Here is a 21,532-nt window from a genome sequence, read left to right as displayed (position 1 = left end):
GAGCAAATATTTTGAATAAATTAATAACAAAAATAGTTTTACTAATAACAATTTTTTTACTTGGTTTTAGTAACGCTCACGCTGCCGAAGATTGCGGTGATGAGTTTTATGTCAATGAAATCTTTCCCAATGGTGCTCGCTGGGATATGTGTTGGGAACATAAAGACAGAGAAGGGATTATCTTCAAAAGTATCTATTTTACGCCAAAAAATGGCTCTCGTAGAATGGTACTGAATCAAGCTGCAATAGCACAAATACACGTTCCTTATGATGATAACGGCACCCGTTTTCATGATTTATCAGATCTCGGAATAGGTGGCTTGAATATGTTAGAAGTCCAAGCTGACGAATGCCCAAGCGGAAGCCTACTGCCATTCAACGGTAAAAATGTTCTTTGTAAACAAACGACTAAACAAGATATCTCATTTAAATCAGGTACTAATTCATCAAATGGTTATTATCTAAGTTTGTTTAGTGTATCTCCAGTCGGTGCTTACTATTATATTCCCACCTGGAAATTCTTCGATAATGGCTCTATAGAACCTTGGATGGGAGCTACTGGTGCACTTCAACGTTTTGGAACAGACCAAAGTACTGGCTGGTTATTAGCTGATGACAGAGTAGGTATTGCTCACTTACATAACTTTTATTGGAAACTAGACTTTGATCTAAATAAAACCTATCTAGATGATGTTGTAGAAGAAATTAATTTTGATCTTGTTGATGGTAAACGACAGCGTAGCATTATTCCTTTTTCTAAAGAAGCAGCGCGCAAAGTTAACCCAGACACTATGCGTCATTGGCGTGTAAAAGATAAAACAGCTAAAAATGAGAATGGTCATAATATTTCTTATGATGTCATTCTTAGTGAAATGGGCCATCAAGACATCGGTCCAACAAGCGAACCATTTACTCACAATGACTTCTTTGTTACCACCCAGAAGGATAACGAACGCTTTGCATCACACAACACCAGTGGCGGCGAAAATTTAGATGAATTTGTAAATGGTGAAAATATTGTTGATAACGATATCGTAGTTTGGGCCGGAGTCACTTTTTATCATATGCCTCGCTCAGAAGATGCACCGCATATGGATGCTCACTGGAGTCATCTCAAAATAATTCCTCGAGATTGGATGGCTAGAAACACTTTAAGTGAACAAGTTAGTAATTCAGCCCCTACTATTACAACTATCGGCAGTCAAAGCAGTGAGATCAATAAATCTATTACTCTCAATGTAGAAGCTAATGATTCTGATGGCGATAGCTTAAATTACTCAGGGACTAACTTACCTCCTGGATTAAATATAGATGCTACTACGGGTAAAATAACTGGTACTCCAACGAATACAGGAACTTATGTTGTACAAATATCCGTGTCAGATGGTCAACAAAATAGTTCTACTGAATTCAATTGGACTGTAACAGAGGCAGCTACTAGTTCTGGTTCTGGCGGTGGATCATTATCGCTAATTTCACTGTTCTTTTTATTAAGTATTATTTTGTTAAGTGTAAGTCGCAGGTTAAAGAATGATGATTAAATCTGTATTATTTTCTATATTCATTGTTTCTTACGCCATACTGAATGCGGGTGAAAACTCTATCTGGGTAATGTCTCAGGTATCTACAAACAACCACTATAAAGTTGATTTACAATGTGATCACCCCCCCACTTTAAGCGGCTTTCAGTCATGTAGTTTAAACCTTCACGATAAAAACGTAATAATCCCTAATGCCGACATCATTATTGAAGGTGGAATGCCAGAACATCATCATGGTCTACCGACTTCACCTAAAATAATTTGGGATTCTGATAAAAAGACACATAAAATCAATGGCTTAAAGTTTAGTATGTCAGGTGCTTGGCAACTTAAATTTTTAATAGATAAAACTGAAAATCTGCCTCGAGACATTGTTACTTTTAACTTTCAAATTAAGTAAAAACTTGAACAATGATTAAGACTTCATTTAATCTTTTAGTTTTGTTCAATTTAGTATTTATCGTCTCTTTGGTAGATGCAAGTTCATGGTCTAAAGAAGACATACTAAAGATCAACACCTTTACCCTGAAACAACTAGATCCTGTTGTTGATCCTTCAAATAAATATCTTTCAAATAAAAATGCTATTTCCTTAGGTGAAAATTTATTTTTTGATACTCGATTAAGCAGTAATCAAAAAATATCCTGTGCTACCTGTCATATAAAAGGGAATGCTTTTACAGATAATCATAATCTCGCTGTTGGCTTACAAAAAGGTTTTAGAAACACACCGACACTTTTAAATGCAGCACATCATAACTGGTTTTTTGCTGATGGAAGTAAAGACAGTCTTTGGGCACAAGTATTAAGTTCTATTGAAAATCCTGCAGAACAAAATTTTACCCGAGTAGAGTTATATAATTTATTCATGAGAGATAATATTTATAAAACACTGTATGAATCTAGCTTTAAACAAACTCTCTCCAAATCTATTACACCCGTAAATTTACCTAATAAAGCCGGTCCTAATGCAGATTTACAAGGTTTAATAGCATGGAAAAAACTTACACCTAATCAAAGAGATAAAATAAATCAGTTTTTTACTAATATTGGAAAATCAATTGCGTCCTATGTATCTACACTTGAATCAAAAGAGGCACGTTTTGATAAGTTTTCTTACGAGTTAGCAAAAACACAACATTCTTCTCTTCTGAATGAATCTGAGATAAACGGTTATAAACTTTTCATAAATCCAAAATCTGGTTGTTCAAATTGTCATAGCGGTCCACTATTTACCAATAAAGAATTTCATAATATTGGTACCGGAATTCTCGCTCACGATAACGGTAGATCAGAAGTTATAGAAGCTGTTATACATGATGAATTTAATTGTTTAAGCAAGTACAGCGATGCAAAAAAAGAAGAATGTGTTGAATTAAATTACATCAATAGAAACAAGCATGGTCTCTCTGGTGCTTTTAAAACACCGTCTTTAAGAAACTTATCTAAAACTGCACCTTATATGCATGATGGCCGGTTTAATAATTTACAAGAAGTTCTAAAATATTACAGTAGTATTGATGAAAACAGAGCGCTAGAAGTAGACCTACCACCCATATCTTTAACTGTTAAAGAACAACAAGATATTGTTAATTTCTTACTCACTTTATAAAGCTAATTGTCTAGGTTAAACCCTTTTTTATCACTAAACATTATGTAACAATGTATAACAATATCTCACTCTATTGGGCTAAATGGATTTTTACTGATGAAAGTTATACCGCTAATATTATTGTCTGTTCTATTCACAGGTTGCAGCAACTTTAATACTGCTTCTAATACTATGTCATCTCATCCACTTAAATCACAGAAAGACGTCAATATAGAAAAAACACTCACAAGTGGTATCTGGAAATATCAGCGACAACATGATGATTGTAAAGACACATCATGGTCACAAACATTTTACAAAAACAGATATTACAAATCTGTAGGAGACGCGTGTTTAATACCTAATGCATTCTCTGTTGATGCTGAAAATTGGCATATAAAACGTCAAATTTTATATGTAACAAATCTATCACCTATAAACGGTGATGATATTATTTTAAAGTATGGAATTGATTTTCTGAACAACAACAAACTTATATTAAGCAGTGGTAATTATAAATATTCGTTTGTTAAGTAATTGATATTTTTTCTTTATTTTTCACAAGCACCTAAACTATATCCATAAATATTACTGTCACTGCAGGCAGTGCAGCCATTTGAAACTGTCTTTCTGATGTTTGATGGACAGGGTGCTTTTACACATCTCACTTTAGTATCAACATCCGCACATACTGGTCTAAATTCTTTCGTGCACATTTGAGGTCGAGAATTAGAACAACTCAGATAATTTGAATGTTTTTTACTACTGTTGTTAGAAGATGACGATGAGTTATTAGACGGAATTGTTTGACATGCCATTGCTGAAATTAGAACTACAATAAAAATTAATATAATTTTAAATCTATTCAACATCTGCATAATTTTCAGTTAGTTATAAATATTTATAAAATATCTAATTGTTTAAAATATGCCTAAAAGTAGGGGGGTGTCATTTTATTAATATTAAGTCACCCCCTACTTTAGGGCATTTATTTCTTATTCTAAATGAATAAATATAGTAACTAATCTGTTAAATCTTATAGTCGTAATCGATAATCAATGGAGCATGATCCGAGAACTTTTCATCCTTATAGATTTCTGTTTTCTTAACTGTTCCTTTTAATGAAGGACTCAGTACATGGTAATCAATACGCCAGCCTGTATTATTAGCATAGGCCTGACCTCGATTAGACCACCAGGTATAACTATGTTCTTCCTGTTCTAACTCTCTGAACGCATCTACAAAGCCCACATCATCAAAAAGAGTATCTAACCAGGCACGCTCCTCAGGAAGGAAACCAGAGTTCTTTTTATTACCTTTCCAGTTTCTAATATCTTCATTCTTGTGAGCGATATTCCAATCACCACAAATAATGTAATCTCTACCAGAAGATTTCATTTCTTCCATAAGATTCATGAAGAAATCCATACACTCATATTTAATGAGCTGTCTTTCATCTTTCGCAGAACCTGAAGGCATGTACAAAGAGATAACGCTCAAGTTACCAAATTTGGCTTCTAGATAGCGTCCTTCTGAATCAAATGTCTCGTAGCCTGTCCCACTTATCAAATCATCGGGCTCTCTTTTACAATAAAGAGCGGTTCCGCTATAACCTTTTTTAACGGCATCATTATAATAACTAAAACCAGGATGAAACATAGGATCTTCGAGTTGATGGACTTGCGCTTTGGTTTCCTGAATACAAGTCACATCAGCATTCTGTTTTTCTAGCCAGTCAAAAAAACCTTTTTTTGCAGCAGCACGAATACCATTTGTATTTGCTGTAATTATCTTCATATCGATACTTTTCTATACGTCTAGATTGGCAACATTCAATGCATTGTTTTCTATGAACTCGCGACGTGGTTCTACTAAATCACCCATTAACGTTGAGAATATTTCATCAGCTTGATACGCATCCTGAATATTTACTTGAAGCATTCTTCTAGTTTCAGGATCCATAGTTGTATCCCAAAGTTGTTCAGGATTCATTTCACCGAGACCCTTATAGCGTTGAATGTTAAGTCCTCTTTGACCTTCTTTCATTAACCAGGTAATGACGTTATCGAAACGAGAAACATACTCTCGTCGATCAGATCGTTGAATATAACTTTTCTCATTCAACAAACCATCAAGCTTTTGATTCAGTTCAACGAGCAAGATCATTTCAGGACTTGAAAAGAAGTCTTTGTTTAAGAAATATTCAGTATCAACCCCATGCATACGTCGAGTAATTTGAATAGTCCAGTCATCACCTTCAAGTTCTTTTAACTGAGCTTTATAATTACGAGTACCATTAAACTTCTCATTAGCCGTATTTACGGCGCCATTTAACCAATCGGTACCCGAAGTACTATCAATTTCGTTAGTGCCCGCAGAAGTAAATAGCATTGCTTCTAGAACATCTTGATCATAACGACGCGATAGACGTTTAATAATATTATTGATTACTAAAAACTCATTAGCCAACTTTTCCAGTGCTTCACCTTTAATTGCTGGCGCGCCTTCATCTGTAAATAAACCTGCATCTTCTAATGCTAACTGTAATAAACGATTATTTAGCTCATCATCATCTTTTACATATTGTTCTTGTTTACCTTTCTTTATTTTATAAAGTGGAGGTTGAGCAATATAGATATGTCCTCGTTCTACTAACTCATGCATTTGGCGATAGAAGAAAGTTAACAGTAAAGTTCTGATATGCGAACCATCGACGTCGGCATCGGTCATGATAATAATGCGGTGATAACGTAATTTATCGGGATCAAATTCTTCTTTACCTATACCACAACCTAAAGCAGTTATTAAAGTACCTACTTCCTGAGAGGCAAGCATTTTATCAAAACGAGCTTTCTCTACATTTAGTATTTTACCTTTAAGAGGCAAAATAGCTTGAGTACGACGATCTCTACCTTGTTTAGCTGAGCCTCCAGCAGAATCACCCTCCACCAGGTATATTTCAGAAAGAGCCGGATCTTTTTCCTGACAGTCTGCTAATTTACCTGGCAAACCTGCAATATCTAACGCACCTTTACGGCGTGTCATTTCTCTTGCTCTACGTGCAGCTTCTCTGGCTCTTCCAGCTTCAACCATTTTAGCGCAAATGATTTTAGCTTCTTTTGGGTTTTCAATTAAAAACTCCGACAAGCTCTCACCCATCGCAGATTCAACAATACCCTTCACTTCAGAAGAAACTAATTTATCTTTCGTTTGAGATGAAAATTTTGGATCTGGTACTTTTACGGATAAAACAGCAGTCAAACCTTCACGTGCATCATCACCTGTCAAAGATACTTTATCGTTCTTCCTACTTGATAAAACACCCTCTTTTTCAATGTATTGATTTAGCGTACGCGTAAGTGCGGTACGGAAACCTGACATGTGGGTACCACCATCTCTCTGTGGTATGTTATTTGTAAAGCAGTAAATATTTTCCTGATAAGAATCATTCCATTGCAAAGACACTTCAACGCCAACACCATCTTTCATTGTATCAAAGCTTATTACTTTTTCATGTATTGGTGTTTTCTTACCATTTAAGTGACTTACGAATGCGCTAATACCACCTTCGTATTCAAAGACAATATCTTCACCTTCACCACGATCATCTATAAGATGAATTCTTACACCAGAATTCAGGAAAGACAATTCTCTGAGTCGTTTAGCTAAAATATCAAAGTTAAATTCATGAATCGCAAAAATTTCTTTACTCGGTAAGAAACGAACTTTCGTACCCGTTTTTTTAGATTCACCAACCACTTCCATTTCTGTAACTGGGTCACCCATACTGTACTCTTGTCTATGTACTTTACCGTCTCTTTGAATACTTAATGTTAATTTTTCAGAAAGAGCATTTACAACAGATACACCCACACCATGTAAACCACCTGAAACTTTATAGGAGTTATCATCAAATTTACCGCCAGCATGCAGAACAGTCATGATTATTTGAGCAGCTGAACCACCATCTTCATGTTCATCAACTGGTATACCACGACCATCATCAGAAACGGTCACAGAACCGTCTGTATTCAACTTTACAGTGATTTCGGTACAATGCCCTGCCAATGCCTCATCAATTGAGTTATCGACGACCTCAAAGACCATATGATGAAGACCAGTACCATCATCTGTATCACCGATATACATACCGGGTCTTTTTCTAACAGCTTCAAGTCCTTTTAAGACCGTTATACTGGAAGAATCATAGCTATTTGTTTCAGACATTATCTACAACCTATCTATTTGATTTTAGGCACATGAAATATATTGAGTATTTTAGTTTTGTGCGGGATAAATTAACCGATGAATTATACCCTATTCTTCTGAAAATGTATTTAGATTAGCTAGACTTCTTCAGCCTTGATATTCAGAGAAAGAACCGTGTTTCACGTGAAACATCTTTGCATGTTCCAAATCATAACTTAACGGCTTTGTAGTAGTAATGATCGATTGTAACTGTAAATCAGAAATAAAATTTAAAAGTTTATTTTGATTAATGACATCTAACTCTGAAGACAAGTCATCAATTAACAAAATACCTTTACTGGATTTGGTTTCTAGAATAATTTCACTGCGAGCTAAAAGTAAAGATATTGCAATAAGTTTAAGTTGTCCTCTTGATGCAGACTGCGAAGCGGAAATATCACCTAACTTAATTTTAAGATCAGCTTTATGCGCACCAGTTACCGTTCGCTTGAATTTAATATCAATATCAGATTTTGATAAGTAGAAATCCAATAAAGATTTTGAATCTGTTTGTATATCGTTTGGAAAGCCAGAGTATAAATCAATATTAATATCTAGATCAGGTAACAAGACAGAAGTAATCTTTTGGAGTATCGGTTTTATTAATTCAATAGTTTGAGATCGGTATTTAATAATTTCTGGTTGATTAATTACTAGTTCACTTGTCCACTTATCTAAAGCATAAAAATGTTTAGGGGACTTTAAACATATATTTCGCTGTTTTAATACATGTTGGTATTTTTTCCACTTTGAATAAAAATCAGGAAAAATATAGAAAGCCAACCAGTCAATGTAAGCTCGTCTTAAAGATGGAGCACCGGTAATAAGTTCTAATGAATTTGGATGGATTATTGTTATTGGTAAATGAGAACTTAGTTCTGCTTGAGAAAAAATATCTTTCTGGTTAATACGAATTGCCGTTTTACTTTGGCTTTTATCAATACCCATTTTAATTGAAGAATTATTGTTATTGAGTGTTGCATTTACCAAAGCAGATGATTGCTTATGTTTTATAACTTCTGAGATATGCGCAGATCTGAATGATCTACCACTAGATAATAAACTTAAAGATTCGAGTAAACTTGTTTTACCAGAAGCATTGTCACCAATAATAATATTAAAGCCAGGACAAAAGTCTAAACTTTCATCCTCAATTGAGCGTACATTTTTAATGTTGAGTTTCTGAATCCACATAAGATCAGAAGGTATGAAATATAATTACAAACGGATTGGCATAACAACATATCGTGTTTGCAAATCATCTGAAGAATGTAATAGGGCACTGCTATCAGGTGTTGATAATTCCAGATGAACAATTTTACCTTCTAAGTGATTTACGGCTTCAAGCAAATAAGTCACATTAAAACCAATTTCAAATAATTCACCAGAATAATTAATATCTATTTCTTCTTCAGCACTTTCATTTTCTGGATTATTACTGTGAAGAATCATTACTCCATTTTGAAGTTTTAATCTTATGCCACGAAATTTTTCATTTGAGAGAATAGCAACACGAGACAGAGTATCTCTAAACTGTTCTCTGTCTAGTTCGATATTATGTTGGCAGTTAGCTGGAATCGCTGCTTGATAATCTGGATATTTCCCATCAATTAGTTTTGATGTGAATCTAATATTATCTTTATGAACACGAATATGATTATCACTAATTTGTAAAGCAACAGGGATTTCACTGCTTGAATCGAGTAAACGAGTTAATTCAAGAATTCCTTTTCTTGGCACTATAATTTTTAAAGGAGTATCTAATTTAAGATTTTCTACAGTAAATTCAGAAACCGCCAAACGATGGCCATCAGTTGAAACAGCCAAAAGTTTATTATCAGATAATTCTAGTAACAGACCATTTAAATAATATCTGACATCTTGATTCGCCATCGAGAATGATACTTTTTCCATCAATAATTTAAGATTTTTTTCAGGAATAGTAATTTCATTTTGTATAGGGATGTCATCTAGCAGAGGGTATTCTTCAGCAGGTAACGTTGCTAATTCAAATTTACTTCTAAGACCTTTGATGTGAAGTCGTTCACCTTCGGTTTCAAATAAAATAAAACAGTCAGCAGGCAAGGCTTTGCAAATATCAAATAATTTTCTTGCAGGTGCAGTTATTTGACCAGGTTCTTCTGCTTGAATATCAAGTTTAGAAGACATTTCAATTTCAAGATCTGTTCCAACAAGACTTAATTGATTTTCTGAGACTTGAATTAATATATTTTCAAGAATTTTGCTAGTGTGTTTTTTCTCTACAGCACCGACAACGTGAGTGAGTTGATCGAGCAATGTTTCTTTGGAAATAGTTAATTTCATATTTATATTATATATATATTTAAAAGATAATAGTAGTAATAGGGGTAACGCTTTTTTGTTAACAAAGTTTATAAATACAATTAAATCAGTAATTTAAAGATAAAAATGTATGTTGATATTGTACCTGATAAAAACAATTATATCTGTGTAAGAACTGTGGATAAGTATACTTTTAAATTTATGTACTTTTTTATCCACAGCTTGTTATTAGATTTATAACGAATTTAATAACGACTTATCCTTACCCTAATATTACCTTGTTAAGGTTCTTTCTAGTATACGATAGCTTTCATCTAAAGTTGTATCTTCTGTTCTTAATTCTTTAATTTTTTTACAAGCATGTAAAACAGTAGTGTGATCTCTATTTCCAAAGAAAGTACCAATTTCAGGCAAACTATGATTTGTTAATTCTTTAGATAGACTCATGGCGACTTGTCTTGGACGTGCTATTGATCTTGTACGTCTCTTAGAATCGAGGTCAGAGGTTTTAATATTATAATGCTGTGCTACGGTCTTTTTAATGTTATCAACGGTCACCATCTTATCCTGGCTCGCTAATTGATCACGTAATGCATCATGCACAAAATCAAGAGTAATGTCTGTACGCTGATGTAGGCGTAAGCTTGCAAGAACTCTTTGTAAGGCCCCTTCCAGGTCTCTTACATTAGAACGAAAACGTTTAGCGATAAAGAACGCAGCATCTTTTGGTAAATCAAGATGAAATTCTTCTACTTTCTTTGTCAGTATGGCTACACGTGTTTCTAGTTCTGGTGGTTCTATTTCTACTGTAAGACCCCAATTCAAGCGAGAGCGTAAACGATCATCAATTCCTTCTACATCTCTGGGGTATTTATCACTGGTTAGAATGATTTGTTTTTGACCTTCAAGTAATGCATTAAAAGTATGAAAAAATTCTTCTACAGAACTTTTCTTTCCTGCAAAAAATTGAATATCATCAATAAGTAAAGCGTCTACGGTACGATAATATACTTTGAATTGATCAATACTATTTGTGCGTAATGCGGTAATCATGTCATTAACGAAACGTTCCGAATGCAGATATACCACTTTAGCATTTGGATTATTTTCTCTAATTTGATTACCAATAGCATGCATTAAGTGAGTCTTACCTAATCCAACTCCCCCATAAATAAATAAAGGATTGTAAGATTGTCCTGGGTTATCTCCCACTTGTTTAGCAGAAGCAACGGCAAGCCTATTGGATTTACCTTCAACGAAATTTTCAAAAGTCATTGTAGGATTTAGATTATTTGTAAAACTCTTTTGGTTAATAATCGGTTGTGGTTGCGAATTAGAATAACTATTTGCACCATTATTATAACTTTGATTGGTTGGTGTAGTTCCAGAACCAGGCGCAGTTATAGAAGCTTCTGATGGTGGTGGCTCAGAATACGATAATGTATCTCCAGCTCCTATTTGCAGAATAACTTGAACATTATTGCCATTAGAGATTTGTTTAACTTCATCCTTAATAGTTTGTAAATGCTGATCTTTAACATATTGGAATACAAATGTATTTGGGGCTAGAAGTACTAAAACATCATCATGCTGTGTACCATGTAGAGTACGTAACCAGGTATTAATTTCCTGGTCTGATAGTTTTGACTCTAATTTATTCAGGCATTGTTGCCAGAGCATAGATGATACTCCTACGAAATTTATGACAATTTAAGGATTAAACCGTAAAATCAAAAATTGATTAGTGGGTTAAAAATATTAGTATTGTGATTGAATGGCAACAAAGGTAATTTGCTAGGGGGCGAATTACCATTTATACACATTCTATTCTTATTATGAGTACTGTCATAAAGCTATAAAAAATAAATGCTTTGTATTGTACTTAAGAAGGTCAAATACTACTCTCTATGATAAGTTATCCACAAGCAGTTTTTGGTTCAAAAAAATAATATATTATTTGACATTGAGCGAATCATAGCGTATTTTTTCCGCCCTTTGCGATACTACAGTATTTCGAATATAGCAATATGATCAACTGTAGTATGCATTCTTCATAATGAAGTCATAAATAACAGATTTTAATAGGTTTTTAGTCATGAAAAGAACATTTCAACCAAGTATTTTAAAGCGTAAACGTACACACGGTTTTCGCGCACGTATGAGCACTGTTGGTGGACGTAAAGTTTTAGCATCTCGTCGCGCAAAAGGTCGTGCATCACTCTGCTGTTAATTTTTAAGTTATTTAAACAACTTAAGATTTCGGTTTAAAGTGAACGTAATAGATGTGGCTGACAATAATATTAAGCTTCATCTTCATCGTGACTTAAAATTGTTGAATGCTGAAAACTATAAATTCGTTTTTAGTGATTCACAGCGTTTTGGTAATCACAGTTTGACTGTATTAGTCAGAACAAATAATTTAGATCATCCTAGGTTAGGGTTAGCTATATCTAAAAAATGCGCAAAAAGAGCTGTAGATAGAAACCGCATTAAAAGATTATTCCGTGAAAGCTTCAGGTTAAATCAACATAGATTACCCAATGTTGATATCGTCGCTATGTGTAAGCCAAGCATTCTTTCTTTAGATAATGCGGAGATGCAAAGGCAAATAGAAACACAATGGCGCTTCATGCGTAAGAAATTCCCTGCATTATCAAACGAATAGAGTCTTTTAGTCATGGAACAACAACGCCCTTTTCTATATTTAAGTTTAGTTTTTTTAGGTTTTTTAATTTGGTCTACTTGGCAACAAGAGCATGCACCAAAACCTATTACTCCAGCTAATTCAACTGTTCAGCAGCAGACCGCTGGGGGTAACTCTATTCCTTCAGGATCGAGTGTCTCAGTAAATGGAACAGATGTAATTCCTTCAGCTAATTCCTCAGCTACAAATGCACAAGCTCAACAAATTCACGTTAAAACAGACGTGCTTGATATGTATATCAGTACTACTGGTGGAACTATTGTTCAGGCTGATTTACCGACTCACCCAATTAGTTTAGAAGAACAAGATAAAGCAACGCGAATCATCGATAGAGAAATGAAGTACGCTGCACAAGCAGGTCTTATCTATCGTGGAAGCAATGGTGAAAGTTCAGCACCAAATCATTACACTAATTTTGAAGCTAAGAGTACGGAATATACTCTGCAAGATGGTCAAGACACACTTCAAGTGCCTCTTACCTGGAGTAATGGACAAGGTATAACGGTTACTAAAACGTTTTTGTTTGAACGCGGTTCTTTTTTGGTTAAACAAATTCAGACCGTTGAGAACAAAACAGATCAAGTATGGTCTGGTAATGAGTATTTAGAACTTACACATATAGAGCACGAAAGGACAGGCAGTCTACTTGGTGGCGCCATCGCTTACGTTGGCCCTGCTTATTACAATAATAAGTACGATAAAATTGATTTCGATGAAATAAAAGATGGTGAGTTAAAAGATCTTAATAGTTCCGAAATTAACGCATTGCCAGAAGAAGAAAAAGCAAGCCGATTAATACAAGGCGGCTGGATAGCAATGTTGAAGCACTATTTTGTGAGTGCCTGGGTACCTTCTAAAGAACAAATAAATACTTATTACACTCGTTATAACAAATCCAGCGATAATTATATTATCGGTGTTAAATCACCTGTTAAAGAAATTCAACCTGGTACATCGGGTAGTTTCGACAGTCAATTATATGTAGGACCTACAGATCAGGCGACATTGGCTGAAATTTCTGAAGGTCTGGATTTGACGGTTGATTACGGAATATTTGCGTTTGTTTCTAAGCCTATTTTTTGGGTGATGAGCTTTATAAATCAAAATATTGTAAGCAATTGGGGTTGGACAATTATTTTATTAACTTTGTTTATTAAAATAATTTTCTTTTATCCTTCAGCCATGAGTTACAAATCTATGGCTAAGATGAAGAAGCTTGCTCCTAAGATTAAAGAAATTAGCGAAAAATATAAAAATGACCCACAAGCCAAACAAAAAGAAACCATGGCTTTTTATCGTAAAGAAAAGATAAATCCTCTGGGTGGTTGTTTACCCATGTTGATACAAATGCCCGTATTTATGGGATTGTATTGGGTATTGCAAGAAAGTGTAGAATTACGTCAGGCCCCATGGATTCTCTGGTATCAAGATTTATCGATAAAGGATCCATTCTTTATTTTGCCGCTTATTATGGGTGCTAGTATGTTTATTCAGCAAAAGCTGAATCCACCTGCTGTTCAAGACCCGATGCAGCAAAAAATATTTACCTATTTACCAGTTATCTTTACTGTAATGTTCTTATTCTTCCCTGCAGGTCTTGTACTTTACTGGGTCGTGAATAATATACTTTCTATCTTCCAACAGTGGTATATCAATAAAAAGATAATAGGCGACGGATAGTTAACTATTCCTTTGCAATAAAGGTTTATTAACGTTCATTAACATTTAGTGGTATTAGTAAATGATGAATACCATCGATACAATTGCCGCAATAGCTACACCATCTGGTAGAGGTGGTGTAGGTATCATTCGTATTTCAGGGCCATCAGTTCGTGATATGGCTGTTGATATACTAGGTTCCTTACCACCTCCTTTTAAAGCGTCACATCGTCTATTCAAAGATGCTGATCAAGAAACTCTTGATGATGGCGTTGCCATATTTTTCCCCTCTCCCAATTCGTTTACCGGTGAAGATGTTTTAGAACTTCAGGGTCACGGCGGTCAAATCGTTTTGGATATGGTTCTAAAACGATGTCTTGAATTGGGATCAAGAATAGCGAAACCTGGTGAGTTTTCGGAAAGAGCATTCCTCAACGATAAACTCGATCTTACACAGGCAGAAGCAATTGCTGATTTGATAGATTCAGGTTCTGAGCAAGCAGCAAGATCAGCGTTGCGTTCTTTACAAGGTGAGTTCTCTTCTTCAATCGATTCATTGCTGATTAAAATGATTGAGATGCGCGTTTATGTAGAAGCAGCATTAGATTTTCCAGAAGAAGAAATTGATTTTTTAGCGGATAAAAAAGTTCTAGAACGATTACAGGCTATTAAAGATCAACTCACTGAAATTACCTATAAAGCAAAACAGGGAAGCTTGTTAAGAAGCGGTTTAAACCTCGTTATTATCGGTGAACCTAATGCAGGTAAATCCAGTTTACTGAATGCTTTATCGGGTAACGATACTGCGATAGTCACTGATATAGCTGGCACTACACGTGACGTATTGCATGAGTCAATTAATCTTGATGGCATGCCAATACATTTAGTGGATACCGCTGGTCTTCGAGACAGTGATGACCCTGTTGAAAAGATCGGAATCGAGCGTGCCTGGAAAGCAGTAGAAAAAGCAGATATTGCGCTTTTGCTATTAGGCGATACCCATTTATCTACAAAAAGTGATGAAATAGTCAAAAAGCTTCCTGATTCACTCCCATTGCTAATTGTTCAGAATAAGATAGATTTAAATTCAAAAGATGCTGGTAAAGATGGAGATATGATTAATATCTCTGCTAAATACAATCTTGGAATAGATATTCTAAAAGAAGAACTCAAAGAAAGAATGGGATATCAGAATAATAATGAAGGGATATTTATAGCCAGGAGAAGACACCTTCAAGCGTTAGAAAGAACTCAGGAATTTGTCGATAATGCAGAAATGCAATTAACGGAATTTAATGCCGGAGAGTTAATGGCAGAAGAGTTAAGACTGGCGCAGGATGAGCTTAGCCAAATCACTGGAAAATTCACCTCAGATGATTTATTAGGTGAAATCTTTAGTAGTTTCTGTATCGGCAAATAAAGCTTTTATTTCGATTAAAACAGGAATAATCTTCAACAAAAAGTCACCCCCCCACTTATAAGCGGTTTTTTAGGTTAGCCATGTCTTTAGAAGCAGCGATTACATTTACTCTCGCAATATTCATTTTTGGTATTACTCCTGGTCCAGGCATCTTTGCAATACTGGCACGTGCTTTAAATTCAGGTGCAAAATCATGTATTCCATTATCTTTGGGAATGTCTGTTAGCGATGTTATTTATTTGATCTTGGCAACATTTGGTCTTGCAGCAATTGCAGAAAACTATGGTGGTTTATTTACAGCGATACGGTTTATAGGTGCAGCTTACCTGATGTACTTAGGCTGGAAAATGTGGACAGCAAAAGTAGATGATGAAATACAAAATTCTAAGTTAGGAAGACCCTCTTTGCTTAGTGGCTTTATTCAAGGTTTTTTGATTTCTGCTTCTAACCCAAAAGTTATACTTTTTTATATTGCATTTTTACCAACGTTTATGGACTTAACCAAACTGTCTACTTCGGATATTGTATTAGTCAGCGGATTAACCCTGCTAGCTTTAATGGTAGGTTTGATGCTAGTGGCTGTGATGGCATCTTCGGTTAGAAAATACTTAAAGTCGCAAAAGGCATTAAAACGACTGAACAAAACTGCAGGCAGTATTATGATTGGTGCTGGTTTGTTCTTAGTCAGCAGAGGAACAAGTTAGAGTACTTACTTGGTGAGCAAGTAAGCTGATTATCTCTTATGCAAAACCTATCACTTTTCATCACTGCAACATTGATATTAGCCATGACACCCGGGCAAGATTTTATCTATGTTATGGTTCGAAGCATTTCTCAAGGTATTCGCGCCGGTTTCATTTCTGTAACAGGTTTATTTATCGGGGTTATGTTTCACACATTAGCAGCAGCCACTGGAGCTGCAGCAATTTTATTAACCTCCGCCTATGCATTTACCGTTATCAAAATTGTTGGCGCACTCTATTTGATTTATCTGGGTATTCAAGCATTCAGACAAAAAGGGCGTTTAGAAATAAAGAAGACTAGAGACAAAGCATCCGATTTAAAACTATTAAAAGAAGGTATGCTTTCAAGCACGCTTAACCCTAAACTAGCGCTATTCTTTATGGCTTTTTTGCCTCAGTTCGTAAAACCGGATTCAGATGCTTTTACTAATATGGTTTTGTTGGGTTTACTGTTTCTTGTTTTATCATTGCCCATACTTATCTCTGTGGTTTTATTCTCTTCCAAATTTGGTGAATTACTCAGTAATAACGAAAAAATTAGCACACTAATTGGCAAGGCGACGGGTGTTATTTTGATTGGTTTAGGGATTAGATTGGGGTTTGTAGAAAGCTAGATCATTGATTGTCCTCGCTAGCAGCATCATCTATATTATTTTGATTTAACCAATCCCAGAACAGTGTTTTCCTTAAATTCTGAGTAATGGCATACCAATTTGCATCTATAAACAGTGCCCTGTCTAAATGATGGGTGGCTGTTGGCAATTGATCACGCATAGAAAAGCCTTGTTCAGCATGTAGACCTATTCTGCGTAAGGCACTTTTTCTAGTGGGTAAGTAAGGGATAATCTCTACCAGTTTAGCCATGTTTTCGGCTTTTATAACAAAACGGATAAAGTCATTTTTTAATTCAGTTTTAGAATCCCTATTGAAACCAGCGACGCCAAGGTTGAAGCGAAACCAGATCGTGCATCCGGTAAAGATGTTCTAAGTTGTACCGCTTTAATTGCATCGGCAGGCCCCAAAGGTCTCTTTTCAATGGTTAGTTTTTGAAAAAAAACCAACAATCAGGCCACCAATAGCGGGTACTAATACTGTAGCTGCAGTCAGTAAAAATGAATTGTGTAACTGGATGCGAGAGCGAGGAGAAATAAGTAATACATCATTTATCCAGTCTACTGATTCAATAAACGCTATTGCAGCGAGCGAAGCGATACTGCCTAGCGTTAATGCGAGAAGGGTTAAAACGATAATTCGATAGCTAATCAGAATAAAAGTGGCATCAGAAGTCATACTAAAGACTAGTAAACAACTGTATGTTAAGTAAATGAAACTACGTTCGTGTTACTTCGATACGATGTGCTTAGGCGCTGATATGTTCCAGTTCTGTTAAATGTTCACCGGTTAGTTGATAGGCTTTACCGAAGCCTTGAACATAAAGTCCTTCAGTTGGTGTTAGTTTAAATAGAATGAAATCTGGCAGGCTTCTCAGTAATGGAATGATGCTACCAAAAGAATTTTCGAAATTATCTAAAGTACTAGAATAAGTAGAGTCATTCGCTTGAATGATGTCTATTTGGCATTGATAGGTAATGCGTTGCCTAGCGAATAACTGTCTAGAATCTTGTTCATCTTCCATCAGTAATATACTGGCTATAGGTTGCTTTAGAAGATCTTGTGTATGGCTAGCTAATTGACTTAAAAATAGATAAAAGTGGCCATGCCCATCTTCAATAAACGGTGCATAACTGATATTAGGTTGACCTTCTTCTGTCAGTGTAGATAAGGAGAGTGTTTTAACACTTGATTTAAATGTCAGAAAGTCTTGCTCGGGAGAATGGCTCATACTTCTACTTTAAACAGTAATACTATAAATATAAAGTCACCCCCCTACTTTTAGGCACTTTTTTAATTAAGCTTTTTAGTTCTAGTCACTAACACACCACGTTTAGTATCCGGGTTATATATCAAAGCCACAGAACGTCCCTGATCTGTGCCAGAAAAATAGGTTTCCTGATTCACAGCAGTGGGATGCCACCAACTGGCTGGTGGGTTATTTGTAGAGAAAGTGGATTCTAAAATTTCTGGTGTCAGCGTATTTTGAGATAATTTTTTATTGATAATGTACTTTTCAACTGGGCGACGACCCACGCTAAATGAAAACCAGGATGATGAAGCTTCATTGCCCGACTTGTTAATTGCTTGTACATCCGTGATTAAGGCATCGGGTGATTGAAACCATTGCTGAAGCGCCATTACAGCTGCTTCTGGTTTTGCTACACGTGTAGCATTCTCAGGAACGGGGAAAAACTTATCAGCAACGAATGGTGTTACCGCGAGTATCAATCCAGCTAAAATAACGATACCCATAATTATGGTGGAGAGTGTTTTCATCATAAAGTCACATCTAATAATCTGACGCAGGATTATAACGCAAACAACCTCTTCGCATTAGCCGTTGTTACACTCGCTACCTGATTGATGTCTATACCGCGTATTTCTGCAATGGTATTTGCAACTGTGGGTAAATAGGAGGGTTCGTTACGTTGTTGGTGATGAGATGAGTCAGGTTGATCCGGAGAGTCGGTCTCTATCAACATATTGTCCAGGGGCAGTGTTTTTACAAGTTGTTGTAACCGAGTTGCCCGTGTGTAAGTAATAGGTCCACCGAAGCCTAAATAAAAACCCAGATCTATCAGCTGTTTTGCTTGTTGTTCACTACCCGAAAAACTGTGAATAGATCCAGTTAAAGAAGGAAATTGTCTGAGGTGTTTTAGTACTATATCGAGTGATTTACGCGCGTGAATAATAACCGGCAACTGAAACTCATTAGCAATGGCTAATTGCCCGACGAATATATCTATTTGCTTTTGTTTGTTCTGTTGTTGATGACTTTCAGGGATAAAAAAATCCAGACCAATCTCCCCTATTGCGACGGCATTATACTCTTGTAAATACTGTTTTAATTTACCCAGATCATCATTATTTACATCATCCATAAACATCGGATGTAAACCATAAGCTGCGTGACACATTGATGGATTAGCTTCAACTATATTTGTAATCAATCTCCAACGATCCGAAATTGTCGATGAAACGATAATATGAGAAACATCTACTTGTTTAGCCCGCAGGATAGCGTCAGCGCGATCATGATCAAACTCTGCAAAATCAATATGTGAATGGCTATCTATGAGTTCCATGGTTTCTTATTTTAGGTTTTTACATTCTTTTTACAAAGTTGTTACACTTGATTAACGAATTAAAAGTCTCGTTCTTTATAGTGATGTCATATGTAGGGCATGTCTATTGCTTAGGTACTTCATTTGGCAACGCCAAAAAATCAGAATCAAGGCATAGTCACGCAGAATGCTTATTGCCTTTCAAGTGAGTATAACGCAGAGTTTGAATTTTTGGCTAAGCCCCTTTGGGCAAGGCTAAACACAATCATCTCCGTTGTTTCACTTCTTGTAAAGGGGTATCCATTTCCTACAAAGTGAGCCTAGGATATGATCGTGTTTAGTCTTGAAAATGAAACACCTAAGCAGTAGATATGCCCTAACCCAACAACAAAAGGTATAAAAATGTCTAAGAATACTTCTGACTTAATATTCAAGTCATCTTCATCATTAAAACTAGTGAGTAGTACTGCATTATTTGGCTTACTACTCTCTGCTCAATTTTCATCACTGGCATTTGCAGATGACATCATTGCAGAATCTAGCATTGAAGCAGTCACTGTATATCCGGGTAGCGCCAAAGTGACGCGAGTTAGCAAGATTTCATTAAATGCGGGCAATAATGAAGTGGTTATAGAAAATTTGCCTTTAAATCTTAATGAAACTTCATTGCGTGTATCTGGTGAAAGTCAGGCTGATGTATCACTTGGTAGCATTGAGCTATTCAAGAATATTAAAAGAGATGTAGTGCAACAACAGGAAAAAGAATTACGTCAAAAAATTGAAGATGTTCAGTTAGAACAAAAACGTATTCGAGATGATATAAGTCGTAATAAGACACAACTTCAATTTATTCGTCAGATGGTTTTAGGTAGTAATAATACAAAGCAAAAAAATGAAGAAGTTAAAAGTGGAAGCTACACGAATCTGCCTTTAGATCAGTGGAAACAGGCATGGGATACATTAGACTCTGCAACTGCTGAAGTGCAAGAAAAAATCAGACAGTCAGAAATTGCGCTTTCAGAGAAAGATCAGACATTAAATCAATTGAAACGCGAGCTTCAGCTGGTCGCTACTAATCAAAAAGAAACCAGAAGTGCAAAACTACAAGTCGAATCTAATGGAGCGACTGAGTTAACCTTAAATCTTACTTATCAAATAAACGGGGCCCGCTGGGAGCCAGTTTACGATGCTGATTTAGATACTCAAACAGGCGACATTAAATTAAAAACCTTAGCCCAAATTAGTCAACGAACCGGTGAAGACTGGACGGGTGTAGATGTAACGTTATCTACCTTGCGTCCTAGCGCAGGCTCGCAATTACCAATACTTCAACCCTGGGCATTAGATTTTATGCCAGAAGCTATGCCTATGGTACAAGCAGAAAGTGCTGGCATGATGATGAAGAAAAACAATATGGCAGATATGGCACTGGCAGCTCCTATGCCTTCGCCCGTCAAAAGAGCACCTAGGAAAAGTATGCAGCAACAGCAAAGCCGTTTGATCAGTACAGATTTTTCTGCGGAATATAAAGTTCCGGGTAATATCAGTTTAGGTTCTGGCAGTAATAAGCGACGTTTCGCGCTGACATCACAAGATTTACAATCAACGATTAATCTTGCTAGCGCTCCTCGAATGGATCCTAGAGTGATGATTCTTGCTACTACAAAATACCAGGATGAAACACCATTACTGGCTGGCAGTATGTCGCTTTATCGAAACGGTAGTTTTGTCGGCAGTACCTTCTTATCTCAAAAACAATCAGGCGAAGAAATAAAACTATCGTTTGGTGAAGACGATAAAGTGAAAATCAAATTTTTACCTGACCCAGATCAGAAACGAAAAGACGGTTTATTATTTGGTAAAAAGAAGGTTGTTGAAAGACATTACAAAGTCAGCGTAAACAGTAACCACAATAAAGCTTATCCATTAGTGATACAGGATGTATTGCCTGTTTCGTCTAACGAAGAACTTAAAATTAAAATACTGGGAGACCTTCCTACCAATACACATGTAGATGGTAAGAAAGGAGTGTCGAGTTGGAACATTAACTTATTACCAAAAAAGTCAGTGAATATTAAGTATGGTTACTCCGTGAGTTATCCTGAAGATCGTATAGTTCCAGGGCTATAAAAGTCTTACTTCGT

The 21,532-nt window shown here is 35.8% G+C and carries 21 protein-coding genes; 11 read left to right on the top strand and 10 right to left on the bottom strand.

Annotated features, from left to right (window positions below):
• Window positions 1-11: 11 nt before the first annotated feature.
• The 4 genes from Q1A31_RS00980 to Q1A31_RS00965 all read left to right on the top strand — a co-directional run bounded on the left by Q1A31_RS00980 (window position 12) and on the right by Q1A31_RS00965 (window position 3,668).
• Window positions 12-1,541: a putative Ig domain-containing protein gene (locus Q1A31_RS00980; RefSeq protein WP_299871017.1), complete on the top strand. Its 1,530-nt coding sequence runs from the start codon at window positions 12-14 to the stop codon at window positions 1,539-1,541.
• Entirely contained in the window at window positions 1,531-1,941 is a 411-nt protein-coding gene (locus Q1A31_RS00975) for a hypothetical protein (protein WP_299871015.1), read from the top strand. The genes Q1A31_RS00980 and Q1A31_RS00975 overlap by 11 nt, the downstream gene beginning before the upstream one ends.
• A gap of 11 nt (window positions 1,942-1,952) precedes the next feature.
• Window positions 1,953-3,152 carry a cytochrome-c peroxidase gene (locus tag Q1A31_RS00970; protein WP_299871011.1) on the top strand — a complete coding sequence of 400 codons (1,200 nt, stop codon included), beginning with the start codon at window positions 1,953-1,955 and terminating at the stop codon, window positions 3,150-3,152.
• A 96-nt stretch (window positions 3,153-3,248) separates the two neighbouring features.
• The gene (locus Q1A31_RS00965; RefSeq protein WP_299871010.1) at window positions 3,249-3,668 is read left to right on the top strand and encodes a hypothetical protein; all 420 of its coding nucleotides are present in this window, start codon (window positions 3,249-3,251) and stop codon (window positions 3,666-3,668) included.
• A 492-nt stretch (window positions 3,669-4,160) separates the two neighbouring features.
• On the opposite strand, the gene Q1A31_RS00960 is transcribed toward Q1A31_RS00965, so the two are convergent.
• The 5 genes from Q1A31_RS00960 to dnaA form a co-directional block, all read right to left on the bottom strand.
• Entirely contained in the window at window positions 4,161-4,928 is a 768-nt protein-coding gene (locus Q1A31_RS00960) for an exodeoxyribonuclease III (RefSeq protein WP_299871009.1), read from the bottom strand.
• 12 nt (window positions 4,929-4,940) lie between these two features.
• The gene (gene gyrB / locus Q1A31_RS00955) at window positions 4,941-7,358 is read right to left on the bottom strand and encodes a DNA topoisomerase (ATP-hydrolyzing) subunit B (RefSeq protein WP_299871008.1); all 2,418 of its coding nucleotides are present in this window, start codon (window positions 7,356-7,358) and stop codon (window positions 4,941-4,943) included.
• Window positions 7,359-7,487: 129 nt separating this feature from the next.
• The gene (locus Q1A31_RS00950; RefSeq protein ID WP_299871007.1) at window positions 7,488-8,573 is read right to left on the bottom strand and encodes a DNA replication/repair protein RecF; all 1,086 of its coding nucleotides are present in this window, start codon (window positions 8,571-8,573) and stop codon (window positions 7,488-7,490) included.
• 24 nt (window positions 8,574-8,597) lie between these two features.
• Window positions 8,598-9,704 (bottom strand): DNA polymerase III subunit beta, encoded by a 1,107-nt coding sequence (gene dnaN / locus Q1A31_RS00945; protein WP_299871006.1) that lies wholly within the window; start codon window positions 9,702-9,704, stop codon window positions 8,598-8,600.
• Window positions 9,705-9,956: 252 nt separating this feature from the next.
• Window positions 9,957-11,363, bottom strand: a complete 1,407-nt coding sequence (dnaA, locus tag Q1A31_RS00940; protein ID WP_299871005.1) for a chromosomal replication initiator protein DnaA — start codon at window positions 11,361-11,363, stop codon at window positions 9,957-9,959.
• A gap of 415 nt (window positions 11,364-11,778) precedes the next feature.
• Between dnaA and rpmH the strand changes: the two genes are divergently transcribed.
• The 6 genes from rpmH (at window position 11,779) to Q1A31_RS00910 (ending at window position 16,823) form a co-directional block, all read left to right on the top strand.
• On the top strand, window positions 11,779-11,913 hold the full coding sequence (gene rpmH, locus Q1A31_RS00935; protein WP_299871004.1) for a 50S ribosomal protein L34: 135 nt from the start codon (window positions 11,779-11,781) through the stop codon (window positions 11,911-11,913).
• A gap of 54 nt (window positions 11,914-11,967) precedes the next feature.
• Entirely contained in the window at window positions 11,968-12,348 is a 381-nt protein-coding gene (gene rnpA, locus Q1A31_RS00930; RefSeq protein WP_299871003.1) for a ribonuclease P protein component, read from the top strand.
• A 12-nt stretch (window positions 12,349-12,360) separates the two neighbouring features.
• Window positions 12,361-14,067 carry a membrane protein insertase YidC gene (gene yidC / locus Q1A31_RS00925; RefSeq protein WP_299871002.1) on the top strand — a complete coding sequence of 569 codons (1,707 nt, stop codon included), beginning with the start codon at window positions 12,361-12,363 and terminating at the stop codon, window positions 14,065-14,067.
• A 61-nt stretch (window positions 14,068-14,128) separates the two neighbouring features.
• Complete coding sequence (gene mnmE / locus Q1A31_RS00920; RefSeq protein ID WP_299871001.1) at window positions 14,129-15,466, top strand: tRNA uridine-5-carboxymethylaminomethyl(34) synthesis GTPase MnmE; 1,338 nt, start codon at window positions 14,129-14,131, stop codon at window positions 15,464-15,466.
• Window positions 15,467-15,546: 80 nt separating this feature from the next.
• Entirely contained in the window at window positions 15,547-16,170 is a 624-nt protein-coding gene (locus Q1A31_RS00915; RefSeq protein WP_299870998.1) for a LysE family translocator, read from the top strand.
• Window positions 16,171-16,208: 38 nt separating this feature from the next.
• Window positions 16,209-16,823, top strand: a complete 615-nt coding sequence (locus Q1A31_RS00910) for a LysE family translocator (protein WP_299870995.1) — start codon at window positions 16,209-16,211, stop codon at window positions 16,821-16,823.
• A gap of 1 nt (window position 16,824) precedes the next feature.
• On the opposite strand, the gene Q1A31_RS00905 is transcribed toward Q1A31_RS00910, so the two are convergent.
• The 5 genes from Q1A31_RS00905 to Q1A31_RS00885 form a co-directional block, all read right to left on the bottom strand.
• Complete coding sequence (locus Q1A31_RS00905) at window positions 16,825-17,073, bottom strand: hypothetical protein (RefSeq protein WP_299870992.1); 249 nt, start codon at window positions 17,071-17,073, stop codon at window positions 16,825-16,827.
• A gap of 168 nt (window positions 17,074-17,241) precedes the next feature.
• On the bottom strand, window positions 17,242-17,499 hold the full coding sequence (locus Q1A31_RS00900; RefSeq protein ID WP_299870989.1) for a hypothetical protein: 258 nt from the start codon (window positions 17,497-17,499) through the stop codon (window positions 17,242-17,244).
• A gap of 70 nt (window positions 17,500-17,569) precedes the next feature.
• Window positions 17,570-18,052, bottom strand: coding sequence for a HugZ family protein (locus Q1A31_RS00895; RefSeq protein WP_299870987.1), 483 nt, complete (start codon window positions 18,050-18,052; stop codon window positions 17,570-17,572).
• A 62-nt stretch (window positions 18,053-18,114) separates the two neighbouring features.
• Window positions 18,115-18,603 (bottom strand): hypothetical protein, encoded by a 489-nt coding sequence (locus Q1A31_RS00890; protein ID WP_299870985.1) that lies wholly within the window; start codon window positions 18,601-18,603, stop codon window positions 18,115-18,117.
• Window positions 18,604-18,632: 29 nt separating this feature from the next.
• Window positions 18,633-19,409, bottom strand: a complete 777-nt coding sequence (locus Q1A31_RS00885; RefSeq protein WP_299870983.1) for a TatD family hydrolase — start codon at window positions 19,407-19,409, stop codon at window positions 18,633-18,635.
• 381 nt (window positions 19,410-19,790) lie between these two features.
• Between Q1A31_RS00885 and Q1A31_RS00880 the strand changes: the two genes are divergently transcribed.
• The gene (locus Q1A31_RS00880) at window positions 19,791-21,518 is read left to right on the top strand and encodes a mucoidy inhibitor MuiA family protein (RefSeq protein ID WP_299870981.1); all 1,728 of its coding nucleotides are present in this window, start codon (window positions 19,791-19,793) and stop codon (window positions 21,516-21,518) included.
• Window positions 21,519-21,532: the final 14 nt, after the last annotated feature.

Origin of the sequence: uncultured Cocleimonas sp. (assembly GCF_947495625.1) — a bacterium.
Lineage (GTDB): Bacteria > Pseudomonadota > Gammaproteobacteria > Thiotrichales > Thiotrichaceae > Cocleimonas.
Note: the sequence above shows the minus strand (reverse complement) of the source record. Positions and strands in the feature narration are given on the sequence as shown.